A 12,830-nucleotide genomic window follows, 5' to 3' on the forward strand; every position below is an offset into this window, starting at 1 on the left:
GACCTCAAGTTGGAAAGCTGACCCAAGGATAAATTACAATTCTGTATAATTACAAGCCCGAATAATTTTTATCGGCCGCGCAAAAGCCGGAACACCCCTTCAGGAGATTGGAGCGGCAAGCCCTGCAGCGAGAAAGATGACAAGCTCGCGCAACATGGACTCTCGATCAATTTCGCCGATCTGCCCATCGGTGAGATCATTGAGGCGGCCCAGATCGTTGAGCATGAAAAGATAGGTGCCGACGAGAAATGCCATACGCAGGCTGAGCATCGGTCGGGGAATATCCGGCAACGCCTCCGACAGCGCCTGGATATAGCGTTTGATCGAGGCGTCGTAGACCTCTCGGCGCAAACGCAGGGCGTGCTCCTCCGGCTCCGCATGCAGCCGCGCCTGCAGTTTCACGAACGCCGCGCCATTCGGGCCGCTATGCTTCATATCCCATTGCGGACGCAGGTAAGCCATAATTATTTCAGGAGCTTGAAGATGTTCTCCACGCGCAAGAAGCTGATCGAGCTGCACGTGCCGGGCTCCCGAGATCAGCCCGCCACGTCGGCGAAAACCTCATCGAAAGGCATTCCTTGGTGCCAAAATAATAGCGTATAAGAGCCTGGTTGACCCTGCCGCTCCAGCGATGTCGCGCAGCTTCGCCCCCGCGAAACCTGCCTCCGCGAAGGCAATCTCCGCCTGATCGAGAATCACGTCACGCATGTCCTCGCCATCCTTGGGGCGGCCAGGCTTACGGCGGGTCTCGCTCCTGGGAACGCTCATGAGAAGCCCTTTTGTGAATCTTAGTCCCGGTTCTGGCAGCAGCCGAAAGAAGCCGCAAGACGCAAATATTATTAGAATGAGTAATTAGGCGGCAAGGTGAGGTCGTTCAGGCTGTGTAGTTTCAGGGCATGAGTGCGTTGATCTCGCTGCTGGGCCAGCCGGTAGCGATGCGCTCAGGGCTTTGTAAGCCAAGCCTGCGGATCCACGTTGTTCATCTTCGCTGTCTGAAGGAGCGTGGCGATTGTAGCCCAGGTCCTGCCCTCGCCGTCGCTGCCGGCGATTAAGGCTGTTCCTTCTCGTAATTGTCTGGGCCTGAGGGCGCGCTCGACAATGTTGCCTGGTTGAAGGCTCTAGCATGAAAGCATTGTGAAAGCGTGACGGCCCTGGGTATCCTCATAAAATTCATGCTCTTTCCGGTATACTCATTTTGATGCATGCATACCTGCTGACACGTAGGCCACAATCTCTTCTATATCGAGATTGATGTTCTTTCTTTTGGTTTTCTGAGGGACAAGTTCGTCCAGTCGATTAGTGTCGGAGAAGGTGTAGAGATAGGAACCAATCATTAGTGACATTCTCATGTAGACACTTTCTGCATCAAGATGAGGAAGGGCTGCAAGAAATGCTTCTGCGTATGCTCGGGTTGTCGTATCATACACTTGGCTACGCAATTCGAAAGCCAGTGCTTCCGGCTCCATGTGAAGCCTAGAATGCAGTCTAAGGAACGCTCTACCCTGTGCGCTTTCCCGAAGCCTGATCGAAGGCTCAAGAAAGGAACGTACAAGATTCGCAACGCTCGGGACGTGATTGTCTGCTTTCAGCCGTTTCAAACCTTCCGCTCGTGCGGTCGCTATCTCCGTTCCTTTCCTTAGGAACACCTCACGGAAAAGATTCTCTTTGTTTTTGAAGTAGTATCCAATCAGAGCATTTGTAACCCCAATTTTGTCGGCGACCTTCCTAAGTGTAGTTCCTGAGAATCCAAGTTCGGAAAATACTATCTCTGCGGCGTCAAGTATATCTTCACGAGAAGTTGTGAATCCTTCTGGACGCCCAGGCCTTTTCCTACCTTTATTTGTTAGAGCAGGGCCTTCTTCGATCATTTTTGATCTGCTTTTTTTCATGGAAAATTCCTCAGCGCGGAAAGGTCGAAGATGATCTCCTTCTTGGAAAAATCATGCAGGGATGCTTCGATATGAAGACTCGCTCTTTGGTCGCAGGCAGTTGCGTTTATAACCATGTCTCCGCATTTATGAGAATACGGATCTCTTTGCAACTGCCTGCTATCCTCTCACGTCAGAGGTTGTGCTTGTGGGACAGGATATATGAATTCATCCCACCATCGGCCGGAATGTTCACACCTCTGATCCACCTCGAACCATCGCTAAGAAGGAACGCGACGACCGGTGCTATGTCTGACGGCCGGCCTGGCCGATCCATAACTCGCATGTCTTCTTCTACGCGTGCACCCAGTGTCTTCACAAAATCGGCAAGAATGGGTGTCTCAACCGGCCCTGGGCTCACTGCATTGATACGGATTCCGCGGTCGCGCCAGGTCCAGCGGTTCTGCAAGGTCCATACGATCACTGCTTCCTTTGAGAAGAAATAGCTGCGCTGTTCATCGATATCATGCTCGCGGCAGAAGTCGGGAATTTGGTCGAATTCGAGGCCCTCGGCTGCTCGAATCTGCGGAACCGAATCCGCCCAGCCAACGCCGGCAAGGGACGCAATACTGACGATCGCTCCATTTTCGCTCATCTTGGAAACGAGCTTTTCCGTCAGGTACTTGAGGCCGACCACATTCACAGCGACCACCACCTCGGGGGGGGCGGTCGGCGGAACGCCGGCAATATTGGCGAGCCCGTCGATTCCGTGCGGCAAACTGGCAACAAGTGCGTCGATTGAATCTCGGCTCGACAAGTCGGCTTGGAAGAAACTATCGACAGCTTCCCCCGCGGGATTTCGATCGACCCCGATGACCGTTCCCCCTTGCCTTTTTATGGTACGAGCCGTTTCGGCACCGATACCGGAAGACACGCCGGTCACTACAATCGTCTTTCCTGTAAGCATCATTCTTTCTCCATTGCATGGTTTACTGATACCTGCGCGCGACTAGAATGGTGGGCGCGACTTATCTGGTCCGGAAGGTCTGCCCGGGACGGTGCAACGATACCCGATCGCAGAAACGCCTGTTTCCGAAAGAGACTTTCGGACCTTTTTCCTAGAACTTGTGGGGATGGGGGTGCTCTCGGATCGTGAGCCACTGCCACTCGCAATAGGCGTCGAGATTGACGGGACCGCCGATCGTCTGCCCGTTACCTGATGCCTTCCGGCCACCAAAGGTGATGAATGGTTCATCGGCAACGGTCTGATCGTTGATATGCAGCATGCCGACTTCAAGCTCCTCGCCCAACCTCATGGCCCGACCGATGTCACGGCTGATGATGCCGGCCGAGAGCCCATACTCGGTGTCGCAGGCCAGCCGCAGTGCTTCCTCTTCGGTGGAGAAAGGAATTATCGAAGCCACGGGACCAAAGACTTCCTCTCTATATGCGGCCATGTCGGGGCGAACATTGGCGAGGACTGTAGGCTTATAAAAAAGCCCCTCAAATTCACCGCCCAACAAAAGCTCGGCTCCTTCCTGTACCGAGCGCTGCACGATGCCATGCACGCGGTCGCGCTGGCTCGCGTCGATCAGCGGACCGATCGCCACGCCCGAGTCGGTTGGATCCCCCCATTTTAAGGTCCCGGCTTTTTCGACAAATTTCTCGGTAAAGTGCTTCACTAGGGGAGCTGCTACAAGAATCTTGCCAGTCGCCATGCAGATTTGGCCTTGATGCAAGTAGCTTCCCCAGATCGCGCTTTCTACGGCAAGATCGAGATCCGCGTCCTCTAGGATCATCAGAGGGTTCTTCCCGCCAAGTTCCAACTGTGCTTTTTTGAGCATACGGCCACAGACCTCTCCCACCTTGCGACCAGCTGATGTAGAGCCAGTGAAAGAGATCATCGATATGCCCTCTGCCTCGCACATCGCCTGACCGACATCACCACCACCGGGCAGGATTTGTAAAAGCTTTTCTGGCAATCCAGCCATTTCGAGAATCCGGGCCAAAAGTACGCCACCACTAAAGGGTGTCCGTGGATCAGGCTTAAGAAGCACTGCATTACCTACTGCGAGTGCCGGCGCCAGTGAGCGGATCGACAGGATCAGGGGGAAGTTGAAGGGCGAGATGATACCGATTACGCCATGAGGTACCCGCCGGCCTATGCTGGTGCGGCCTGGTATCTGTGGAAACACGTATCCTTGAGGGTCAAGCACAGTCGAAGCCGCCTTCTGCAAGAAGGCAGCACCCGCAGCAAGCTCTATGCGTACTTTCGCCGAAGCGGAGCCGGATTCGCGCACGAGCCATTCAGCGTATTCGGCAGCGTTGGCTGACAGGATATCGGCGGCACGGCGCATGACTGCCGCTCGCTCTATGGCAGAGGTCCTGGCCCAAGTGCTTTGCACGGCAGCGGCAGCCTCGACGGCCCTAATCACGTCCGATGGTCCTGCCTGCGCGATCCGCGCGAGAACCTCCCCGGTTGCGGGTTCATGGACCTTGATGGGCGAACTGGAGCTTGGCAGTCCGTTGGTCCAAGTATCTGCCTCCCACAACTGCTCCGGCAGCAGGTTTCCGCGATTGATTTTCATAATTACCTCGTTTTCACGGTGGGATCATGCGCCAAGATAAGCACGGCTGACATTCGGATCATTGCGCAGTTCCTCTGCAGTTCCCGCGCCAACGACCCGTCCAGTTTCGAGTAGAAAACCTCGATCGCTGATTTCTAGACTGCGCAAGGCATTCTGTTCTACAAGAAGAATGCCGGTCCCGGTCTCTAACCTGAACAAGAGCGCGAAAAAGTTCCTTCGTCATGAGCGGAGAAAGTCCCAGAGATGGCTCGTCCAGCAGAAGAATGTCAGGCGCCGACATCAGCACTCGGCCAATGGCGACCATCTGCTGTTCACCACCACTCATGGTGCGCACCTGTTGCGAAAGCCGTTCCTCTATGCGTGGAAACAACGATAGCACCAGATCGAGCATCTCCTTTTCGCGCGCGCGACCACGCTTGGGATACGCGCCCAGCAGGAGATTTTCGCGAACTGTTAATTCGGCGAAGTTGCCTCGTCCTTCCGGCACGAGCCCGATCCCGGTATCCACCAGAAGGTGCGGGGCGAGTTTTGAAATATTTTGGCCGTTCATACGGCGCACGGCCGCCATAGGCCACGGTACAAGGCCGCCAACAGCTTTAAGAAGCGAGCTTTTTCCCGCTCCATTCGCCCGAGAATGACGACGCATTCTCCTTTCGCGACGGTGAGCGAAACACTATCAAGCGCCAGATGCTTACCGTAGTTCAGCGAAAGATTTGTGATCTCAAGCATCGATGGCCTCATCTTCGGTTTCGCCGAGATAGGCGCGTTTCACATCTGCATTGGCGAGCACCTGTTCGGTGGGGCCGTCCGCGATGAGCTTTCCAGTGGCTAGGACTATGGAACGATTACACAGGGCCCGGATGGCTACCATCACATGTTCTACCATCAGAATGGCGATGCCCGACTCCCGCAATGTTTGGATCAAGGATATCCCTTCTTGAAGCTCAGTGGGGTTCAGGCCGGCGAGCCATTCATCCAGCAGCAGCACTTTCGGTTCCAAGGCTAGTGCGCGAGCAAGCTCCAAACGCTTTTGGTCGATATACGTCATGTCGCCGGCACGTAGCCCTGAGCAGTTTGAAAGACCGATCCGTTCCAAAATTGCTATTGCTTTGCTGCGCGCCGGCTCTCCCGTCAGACGTGCGCCGGTGAATGCCATCGCGGAGGTCAGATTATCAAGGGCGCTCATACCGTGCGCCACCCTTACGAGCTGAAATGTACGGGTCACTCCGAGTGCGGCGATGCGATGGGGCTGAAAGCCAGTAATTTCTCGCCCGTCGAGCCAAACAGATCCGCCATTGGCTTTCAGACTACCCGAAATCACGTTGATGACGGTGGTCTTCCCTGATCCGTTTGGTCCCAAAAGCCCAACGATCTCTCCTGGCGTCAGGGAAAATGAAATCCCGTTAACCGCTACATTCCCGCCAAAAGCTTTTCGAAGATTGGTTACTTCGAGTACAGGGTTCATGGCTGAGCCTCCAGTTTTGCGCTCACATCGGTATGTGTATTGCTTGCCGATGTCCGCTGGCGCCCATGTGAAAGCAGTCCAACAATCCCATCAGGGATGAAATAAACGACGATCATGAAGATCGCGCCGACTAAAATTGAGAAGTGGTTCGGGAAGTTTGCTGACAGATACTCGATGACTAAAACCAGCGGCACTACACCGAGAATCGGTCCGAATAGGGAGCTGACGCCGCCGAGGAGCGCCATGATAAGCACCTGGAACGAAATGTTGGCGTTGAACGCGATACCGGGGTCCAGATAGGTCCAGCGCGGGGCGATGATCGCACCGGTCAACGTAATGAAAGAGGAGCTGATGGCAAAGAGCATTACCTTAACCCGCGTCGTGTTTATGCCAATATGCTTTGCTACGATTTCATCTTCGCCGATCATGCGAAGCGCCGTACCCAGCCGACTGTGCTTGATCCAAATTCCGACCAAAAAGAGAATGGCCAGAAGCGCTGCCAGCTGCCAATAAATCTGGGCTGAGGTGATATCGAGAAAGATGTACCGCGCGCTGGTGCGCGTGACGTTCACCTCGTACCAACTTACCAACTGACGGATCAGTTCGGACAAGCCGAACGAGAAAATCACGAAGTAGACGCCAGATAGGCGTAGTGTCGAAAGCCCTACGAGCGCGGCGCAGACGAGGCCGATTACGAGGGCGACTACAAGGATCGCGGGCCATGGCAGGTAATCAGCGAGGACTGCAGTCGTGTATGCGCCGATGCCGAAGAAGCTCCCGGTTGCGAGCGATATATATCGCGTTGGGCCTGAAAACATCGCCCAAGCCGTTGCCATAATTGCGAATTGGAGAAGAGTGATGCCAATTGAAGATGGTAGTCGGATGTAAGAACCAGCGGCATGGTCATAAGAACGATCAATGCCGCCAGGCCGATGAATGCTTTGACTATGGTCGACATGCTCATTGGGAAGCTCTCCCATAAAGCCCCTTGGGCAGGAAGATTAAGACAAGGAGAAACAGCGCGTAGTTCGAGACGATCGTCAGTCCCGGATCAACTAGACGAGCAACGATGGCTTCAACGAAACCCAGAAGCATGCCAGCGACGAGGCAGCCTTTCATATTTCCGACGCCTCCCATGATCACCACGACCAAAGCCTTCATGGTGAAAAGCACGCCCATCGTCGCCGAGAAGGGCAGGAACATGCTGATCAACACACCTGAGGCTGACACCAGCGCTCCTCCTGTCGAGAAGGCGAGCGCAGAGACTAGGGCGACGTTTATTCCGACAAGCACAGCAGAAGCGGGCTCGGATGCTATTGCCTGCACCGCCACGCCAAAGCGTGTTTTCTTCATGAGGAGGTAGGCGCTGCCGACAATCAGTAAGGCAGAAATGAAGACCAGCAGCCGATTCGCTGCCACATGTGTGCCTAGGATCTGCACTGGCACAGATAAGAATGAGTAGCTTGTGTAGTTACCACCGAATGTCACGAGCAGGATACCCTGCAAGATGAACATAAGGCCGAAAGTTGCAAGAATACTGTCCTTCTCGAGTGCGGCGCCAGCTTTGCTGCGCCGAACCAAGGGAACCATCAGAACGCGATATACAAGCCAGCTGAACGTGAAGCTCAAAGGAATGATCACAATGAGGCTGGTGATCGGGTTGATGCCAAATTTCGCCGTAAACAGCCATGCGAGGAAGGAGGCTGCTATCAAAAACTCGCCATAGGCGAGATTCATTATGCGTGCCACCCGTACTGCAGGGTCAATCCCATGGCTACAAGGGCATAGAGCCCCCCGAGGGTGAGCCCGCTTATAAGAAGATCTAGGAACATCTACATTTGCCAATTCATTGGAAGGGTGATGGGTTGAGCCCATCACCTTGTGGTTCACTATTTCCAAGCTGGCTTAGGCACGATTGCCGTGCGGGCACCCTCGAGTGTGGATGGATAAAGGCCGTAGAAATCTCCGTTTTGCCACTGCCCGATGTGGAAAAATCTTTCGAGTTCTTGGGACTTTAGGCTGATCTCGCCGAGAACTGTCTTGAAGTTGCCCGACTTGAGTTCAGCAATGATGGTCTCGTGATCCAATGTAGCCCTCGTTTCGATCGCCTGTTGTAGTGCCTGAAGGCCGGCGTAGACCAGCTGGCTAGCGAAGCGGTCGGCCGGATAGCCCGCGGACTCCATGTGACGCTTAAAGAAATCCTGAATCTCCGGATTGTCGATATTGGCACCACCCAGTGCCATGACCCCCTCGGTATTCTTTGCGAATTTCTCGCCGAAGACTGGCAACGCGGGGCCGACACCTAAAAGGTATACAGCCGGGTTGAAGCCGATAATGCGCGCCTGATCGGTCATCGTTATTGAATCTTCTGGATAGGTATTCCCAATGAAAACATCGGGCGTTTTCGAAGCGATCTCACTCAGCATCGGGGTGAAGTCTTGAGTCGCAAGTGGATAAGACGCATCGTAAACAATCTCGAAGCCATGCTCCGTCAGCGCTTCGCGATAATTTGACGAGAGTTCGACGCCCAGAGCGTCGGCAATTCCGGTGAGCGCAACCTTGTTGCCAATCTTGCCCTCATCTCGCAGGCTAGCCAGCATGTCAGAGCCACTTTTGGCAATGATCGCGCTCGTGCCCTCGAAGAAGAAAATGCCGGGCCACCGCGCTATGAGATTGTCTGCCCGCTCAGTTAACGTATTAAACGCCAGATGCGGATATCCGGCCTTCGAAAGGATAGGAGCGACGGCTAGATTCAGACCGGTTCCCCACGGGGCCAGAATTAGATCGACCTTGTCCTGGGAGATCAAGCGTTCGACAGCGCGTACGGCCTCTTCGGGACTCGAGCGGTCGTCATACTCCACGACTTCGATTGGTAACCGTTTCTCACCGATCTTGAGGCCGCCGGACTTATTGATCTCTTCCACCCACATTTCGTAGACAGGGGTGGCGCTTGCGGCCGCCCCGCCAGCGAATACGCCCGTCTTTGATATAGCATAGCCGATGCGGACCTTGTCTTTCATTTCCTGCGCCAAGGCGGGCAGGCCGAGGCAGGTGAGCATGGCGGCAAGGGTAAGCCGTCTAGTGAGCATGAATGACATGGAACCTCTCTGGAGTTTGTTTGTCTTTATTATTGATTGCTGTGGGAACCCAGCCGCAGGCGCCTTCACAGGCTTGAAGCCATGCGCTCTGAAAACTTTCTGGGATCGTAGTCATAGACCCAATCAGTATTGATACCCGTTGTGCGTGGGTCTTCCTTCGCCCGACGAGCATATTCCGCGTCACGTGCGGCCATTTCCTCCTCGGATGGCAGGTGGTAAGTTCGACCACGTTCGCGCGCTTCGAGCTGCACCCGTGAGGTTCGAGGAAGGCGCTCGGCCTCATAGGCGGCGAGCGCGGCGGTCGGATCGTTGCGCCGCAGGTCGAGTGCCTCAGCTAGAACATAGGCATCTTCGATGGCCATGGCCGCGCCCTGGGACAGGAAGGGCAGCATCGGGTGACACGCATCACCAAGCAGGGTTACGTTGCCTTTGATCCACGTCTTCATCGGATCGCGGTCAAACAGACCCCAGTTGAAGACTTCGTGCACATTAGAAAATAGAGTCTGTAAGCTCTCGTGCCAGCCCGAGAAATCCTTTAGCATTTCGTCACGTGATGCGCGGGTGCTCCAGCTCTCGGCTACCCATTCACTGGCTTCCGTCACCGCAACGATATTCACCGCTGCACCACCTTTGACATAGTAGGTCACGACATGGGCATTCGGACCCATCCAGAAGGTACTGTCTGGGTTGACGTAATCGACCACACCACCGGTTGGCACTAGTGCGCGATAGCATTGGTGACCGGTCCAGCGAAGGTCCACCTCGCCGAATACCGAGCCGCGAACCGCTGACCGCACGCCATCCGCCCCGATGATAATATCTGCCGAAAAATTGGTGCCATCATCGAAATCCGCGCGTGCACCGTTAGCAGTCATTTTTACGCCGGTACATCTCTTGCCAAAGTGGCAGATCCCGGTCGGCAAGCCGACGACAAAAAAGATCGAGCAAATCAGCACGATGGACATGGATGAATGGCGCATCGTAATGTGCACGGAACTCCTCACCCAAATCGATGCGGAAATTCTCACGTGCCGTTTGCCAGTTGCGGCCGACCACGGCCTTGGGGAAAAAAGCAGAGCGCAGAAAGGTATCGAAAAGACCAAGCCCCGTGATCGCCTTCACCGCGTTCGGCGTCATCTGTACGCCGGCACCCACCTCTCCGAATGCAAGAGCCTGCTCAAAGATCTCGACATCGAAACCCTTTCGCAAAAGAGCGTAGGCTGCAGCGGTGCCGCCAATGCCTCCACCTATGATGCCAATTTTCATGGTATTCCTCGATTGTATTTATGCACAAATATGCAATATCATCATAGGTACATTTCACTATGACGAACTAGGGATTGTATTTTTACTTTACAGGCCAGAATTATTCTTTAGCCGCATAGAGATGTGCAGAGCTTCATCATAATTTCCGTTCCCACATGAATTTGTTTTATGGCAAATTATCGGATGAAAATAATTATGCAAGCAATTAATTAATTCCGATGTCGGTCTTTTTGATGCCTTGTGCGAAACGGGTGCGAGATGCCAGATTAGTCGCAAAACTCTAATCCGTGCAGCACATCGGCCCGCCTTTGAATTTGCAGGGAATTTCTGTCGCAAGTTTTGGTCGCAAGTGGTAAAACACCTGCGACATGATTTGCGACAGGAGAAGCCGTGAGCCACCAGCCAGATTCCGACGCCGGCCGGGTGCTCATCGGCTATGCTCGCGTCTCGACGCGCGGCCAGGACCTGGACCAGCAGCGCGCCACCCTCGGCGCGGTCGGCTGCATCCGTATTTTCGAGGAAAAAGCATCCGGGGCGAAGCGCGACCGGCCGGAGCTGGCGCGGATGCTCGACCATCTGCGCGCCGGCGATGTGGTGACGATCACCAGACTTGACCGCCTTGCCCGATCGACGGCCGACCTTCTGGCGATCGCGGAGCGGATCAACGAGGCCGGCGCTGACCTGCGCTCGCTGGCAGAGCCGTGGGCCGACACGACGACGCCGGCCGGGCGCATGGTGCTGACCGTCTTCGCCGGTATGGCCGAGTTCGAGCGGTCCTTGATCGTGGAGCGCACGAGCGCCGGCCGGATCGCGGCGAAGGCCCGAGGCGTGCGGTTCGGTCCCTCCCCTTCCCTGTCGGCCGAGCAGATCGCGCACGCTCGCCAGCTCATCCACGATGACAAGAAACCCGTCGCGGCGGTTGCCCGGCTTCTAGGCGTGCATCGTGCGACCCTCTACCGGGCGCTTGATACCGTGACGGCTGAGGAAGCATGATTACATGCTTGCAAGAAATCATGTTTGCCCGCTGTTAGTCAGCGGCCGACCAACCCCTGGTTTTAGCGGCCCGGATTCAAGAGCTTGCAGAATCAGCAATTTCGGCGTTACCACTTACTGTATGAGTCGTAGCCCTACAGCCATTCCAGCCCGTGAACGTGTCGCCGCCATGCGTGCGCGGCGTGAAGCTGCTGGCATGGCGCGCGTGTGGGCCGACCTGCCGGGCGAACTGGTTGCACAGTTGGACCGGGCCAAGCAGCAAAAAGGGCGCGCAATCCCGCGCGCCGATCATCGAGGAAGCCTTGAGGTTTTATTTCGAGAAGCAGCAAGGGGCATAACGGCAAAACGCCCGACCGTTGGCGCGGTCGAGCGTTTTATAGGCCGTCAGACACACCGTAGGTCAGGGGTCCGCTAACTCTCCCCTTATCTACGCTATAGCCCTCCAATTCGCAAGATTGATTCTTGCGAAAGCGGGGGGAAGCTGTGTCCGCCGTCCAACGCCGTCATGTCCTCCAAATGGAAGGACGAAGGACAATGTTGAGGACGCAATTCGCGGCCGCGATCGGCTGTGCGCATAAACACGCGCTTGATGACATCATGCGGGAGGTGTGGACGCATTACAGCGTCGGCCAGCTCTCCGAGGAAGACGCCGGCCAGCTTTCCACGCTTGCCCATGAGCGCCGCGCCGCGTGGCAGGGATCGGGACAGACCGTGCTTGGCCTGGTCTTCCCGCCCCCGGCCGCCCGATGCCCGACGCCGGTTCGCCGGCGCAGCCATTTCAAGGGCGATCGGAGGGCCGGATATGGCGGCCGACGACACGCAAGGACGTGCAGGCGATCTTGAAGGCGGCCGAAATCTACAACGAGGCCGGTTTGCAGGAGAAGGGCGAGCGCAGCGGTCCGCTCGGATCGGTGGCGCTGGACGTGCTGCGGCTGTTCGTCAATCTGATCGACTTCCGCACCGGCCGCCTGGAGCCGTCAATCACCACGATCATGGATCGCCTGGGCCGCTCACGCGATACGATCGTGCGAGCGCTGAAGAACCTGCGGGCGCATGGCTTCATCGACTGGCTACGCCGCTATGAGCCGACCGGGAACGAGGGGCGCGGCCCCCAGGTGCAGCAGGCGAGCAATGCCTATCGCCTGTCCCTGCCGGAAAAGGCGCGGCAGTTTCTTGGCCGGTTCGGTAAGGCCCCTCCCCCGCCTGCGGATCACGGACAGGATCAGCAGGCATGGAGCGAGGCAATCGGCGCTTACAGGAAGGTCCTGCCCCTCGATGAGCGGACGCAGCTCGATGTTGGCGATAGTCCGCTCGGGAAAGCGCTTGTGAACATGGCAAAGACCTTCATGAAACGTGAGTCCGATAAGCAGACTGAATCCCCCTCTAATTCTATTCTCTATGTGAAAACATAAGCGGACGCCGCTGTTCGGCCGCTCACGCGGCCTGCGGCGGTTCCGGACCGCGTAATAGGCGGTCCGGTTCGGCACCCTCAGAGCAAAATCCCCACCCGCAGCGCCTGTCGGCGCTGTTCCGCTTGAAAATTCGACGGATT

General features: G+C 55.9%; 14 protein-coding genes and 2 pseudogenes. 3 read left to right on the forward strand and 13 right to left on the reverse strand.

Annotated elements, in window-relative coordinates; all coding sequences use genetic code 11:
* Positions 1–99: 99 nt before the first annotated feature.
* From C9380_RS27900 to C9380_RS27910, 13 genes and pseudogenes are all read right to left on the reverse strand, one after another.
* The gene (locus C9380_RS27900) at positions 100–519 is read right to left on the reverse strand and encodes a hypothetical protein (RefSeq protein WP_252869860.1); all 420 of its coding nucleotides are present in this window, start codon (positions 517–519) and stop codon (positions 100–102) included.
* Between the two features lie 42 nt (positions 520–561).
* Complete coding sequence (locus tag C9380_RS27905) at positions 562–708, reverse strand: hypothetical protein (RefSeq protein WP_252869861.1); 147 nt, start codon at positions 706–708, stop codon at positions 562–564.
* A 181-nt stretch (positions 709–889) separates the two neighbouring features.
* Positions 890–1,103 (reverse strand): annotated as a pseudogene (locus tag C9380_RS23605) (transposase domain-containing protein); the annotation flags it as partial.
* 87 nt (positions 1,104–1,190) lie between these two features.
* Positions 1,191–1,889: a TetR/AcrR family transcriptional regulator gene (locus tag C9380_RS23610; RefSeq protein WP_252869862.1), complete on the reverse strand. Its 699-nt coding sequence runs from the start codon at positions 1,887–1,889 to the stop codon at positions 1,191–1,193.
* Between the two features lie 172 nt (positions 1,890–2,061).
* The gene (locus tag C9380_RS23615) at positions 2,062–2,838 is read right to left on the reverse strand and encodes a coniferyl-alcohol dehydrogenase (protein WP_210249804.1); all 777 of its coding nucleotides are present in this window, start codon (positions 2,836–2,838) and stop codon (positions 2,062–2,064) included.
* Between the two features lie 148 nt (positions 2,839–2,986).
* Entirely contained in the window at positions 2,987–4,456 is a 1,470-nt protein-coding gene (locus C9380_RS23620; protein WP_097143492.1) for a benzaldehyde dehydrogenase, read from the reverse strand.
* 24 nt (positions 4,457–4,480) lie between these two features.
* Positions 4,481–5,185: pseudogene (locus C9380_RS23625) on the reverse strand (ABC transporter ATP-binding protein).
* Positions 5,178–5,921 carry an ABC transporter ATP-binding protein gene (locus C9380_RS23630; protein ID WP_097143494.1) on the reverse strand — a complete coding sequence of 248 codons (744 nt, stop codon included), beginning with the start codon at positions 5,919–5,921 and terminating at the stop codon, positions 5,178–5,180. Before C9380_RS23630 ends, C9380_RS23625 begins: the two are co-directional and overlap by 8 nt.
* Positions 5,918–6,901, reverse strand: coding sequence for a branched-chain amino acid ABC transporter permease (locus C9380_RS23635; protein ID WP_128094878.1), 984 nt, complete (start codon positions 6,899–6,901; stop codon positions 5,918–5,920). Before C9380_RS23635 ends, C9380_RS23630 begins: the two co-directional genes overlap by 4 nt.
* Positions 6,882–7,670 carry a branched-chain amino acid ABC transporter permease gene (locus C9380_RS23640; RefSeq protein ID WP_353954661.1) on the reverse strand — a complete coding sequence of 263 codons (789 nt, stop codon included), beginning with the start codon at positions 7,668–7,670 and terminating at the stop codon, positions 6,882–6,884. The genes C9380_RS23635 and C9380_RS23640 overlap by 20 nt, the downstream gene beginning before the upstream one ends.
* A 140-nt stretch (positions 7,671–7,810) precedes the next feature.
* Positions 7,811–9,019, reverse strand: coding sequence for an amino acid ABC transporter substrate-binding protein (locus C9380_RS23645; protein ID WP_247877707.1), 1,209 nt, complete (start codon positions 9,017–9,019; stop codon positions 7,811–7,813).
* A gap of 65 nt (positions 9,020–9,084) precedes the next feature.
* Positions 9,085–9,894 (reverse strand): FAD-dependent monooxygenase, encoded by an 810-nt coding sequence (locus C9380_RS23650; protein ID WP_252869863.1) that lies wholly within the window; start codon positions 9,892–9,894, stop codon positions 9,085–9,087.
* Positions 9,884–10,285 (reverse strand): NAD(P)-binding protein, encoded by a 402-nt coding sequence (locus C9380_RS27910; protein ID WP_252869864.1) that lies wholly within the window; start codon positions 10,283–10,285, stop codon positions 9,884–9,886. Before C9380_RS27910 ends, C9380_RS23650 begins: the two co-directional genes overlap by 11 nt.
* Before the next feature lie 390 nt (positions 10,286–10,675).
* Here C9380_RS27910 and C9380_RS23655 point away from each other — a divergent pair, with 390 nt between their 5' ends.
* The 3 genes from C9380_RS23655 (at position 10,676) to C9380_RS23665 (ending at position 12,690) form a co-directional block, all read left to right on the forward strand.
* Positions 10,676–11,278: a recombinase family protein gene (locus C9380_RS23655; protein ID WP_425598734.1), complete on the forward strand. Its 603-nt coding sequence runs from the start codon at positions 10,676–10,678 to the stop codon at positions 11,276–11,278.
* Between the two features lie 121 nt (positions 11,279–11,399).
* Positions 11,400–11,693 (forward strand): hypothetical protein, encoded by a 294-nt coding sequence (locus tag C9380_RS27915; protein WP_252869865.1) that lies wholly within the window; start codon positions 11,400–11,402, stop codon positions 11,691–11,693.
* 331 nt (positions 11,694–12,024) lie between these two features.
* A complete protein-coding gene (locus C9380_RS23665) occupies positions 12,025–12,690 on the forward strand; it encodes a helix-turn-helix domain-containing protein (protein WP_252869866.1) in 666 nt (221 codons plus the stop codon).
* Positions 12,691–12,830 lie beyond the last annotated feature (140 nt).

It is taken from the genome of Brucella pituitosa, assembly GCF_003049685.1.
Lineage (GTDB): Bacteria > Pseudomonadota > Alphaproteobacteria > Rhizobiales > Rhizobiaceae > Brucella > Brucella pituitosa.

Bases quoted from the DNA above. Each gene is read 5' to 3' on its own strand.
- C9380_RS27905 (WP_252869861.1), bottom strand. From the start codon at position 708: ATGCGTGACGTGATTCTCGATCAGGCGGAGATTGCCTTCGCGGAGGCA.
- C9380_RS23610 (WP_252869862.1), bottom strand. From the start codon at position 1,889: ATGAAAAAAAGCAGATCAAAAATGATCGAAGAAGGCCCTGCTCTAACA.
- C9380_RS23615 (WP_210249804.1), bottom strand. From the start codon at position 2,838: ATGATGCTTACAGGAAAGACGATTGTAGTGACCGGCGTGTCTTCCGGT.
- C9380_RS23620 (WP_097143492.1), bottom strand. From the start codon at position 4,456: ATGAAAATCAATCGCGGAAACCTGCTGCCGGAGCAGTTGTGGGAGGCA.
- C9380_RS23630 (WP_097143494.1), bottom strand. From the start codon at position 5,921: ATGAACCCTGTACTCGAAGTAACCAATCTTCGAAAAGCTTTTGGCGGG.
- C9380_RS23635 (WP_128094878.1), bottom strand. From the start codon at position 6,901: ATGGGAGAGCTTCCCAATGAGCATGTCGACCATAGTCAAAGCATTCAT.
- C9380_RS23645 (WP_247877707.1), bottom strand. From the start codon at position 9,019: ATGTCATTCATGCTCACTAGACGGCTTACCCTTGCCGCCATGCTCACC.
- C9380_RS23650 (WP_252869863.1), bottom strand. From the start codon at position 9,894: ATGACTGCTAACGGTGCACGCGCGGATTTCGATGATGGCACCAATTTT.
- C9380_RS27910 (WP_252869864.1), bottom strand. From the start codon at position 10,285: ATGAAAATTGGCATCATAGGTGGAGGCATTGGCGGCACCGCTGCAGCC.
- C9380_RS27915 (WP_252869865.1), top strand. From the start codon at position 11,400: ATGAGTCGTAGCCCTACAGCCATTCCAGCCCGTGAACGTGTCGCCGCC.
- C9380_RS23665 (WP_252869866.1), top strand. From the start codon at position 12,025: ATGCCCGACGCCGGTTCGCCGGCGCAGCCATTTCAAGGGCGATCGGAG.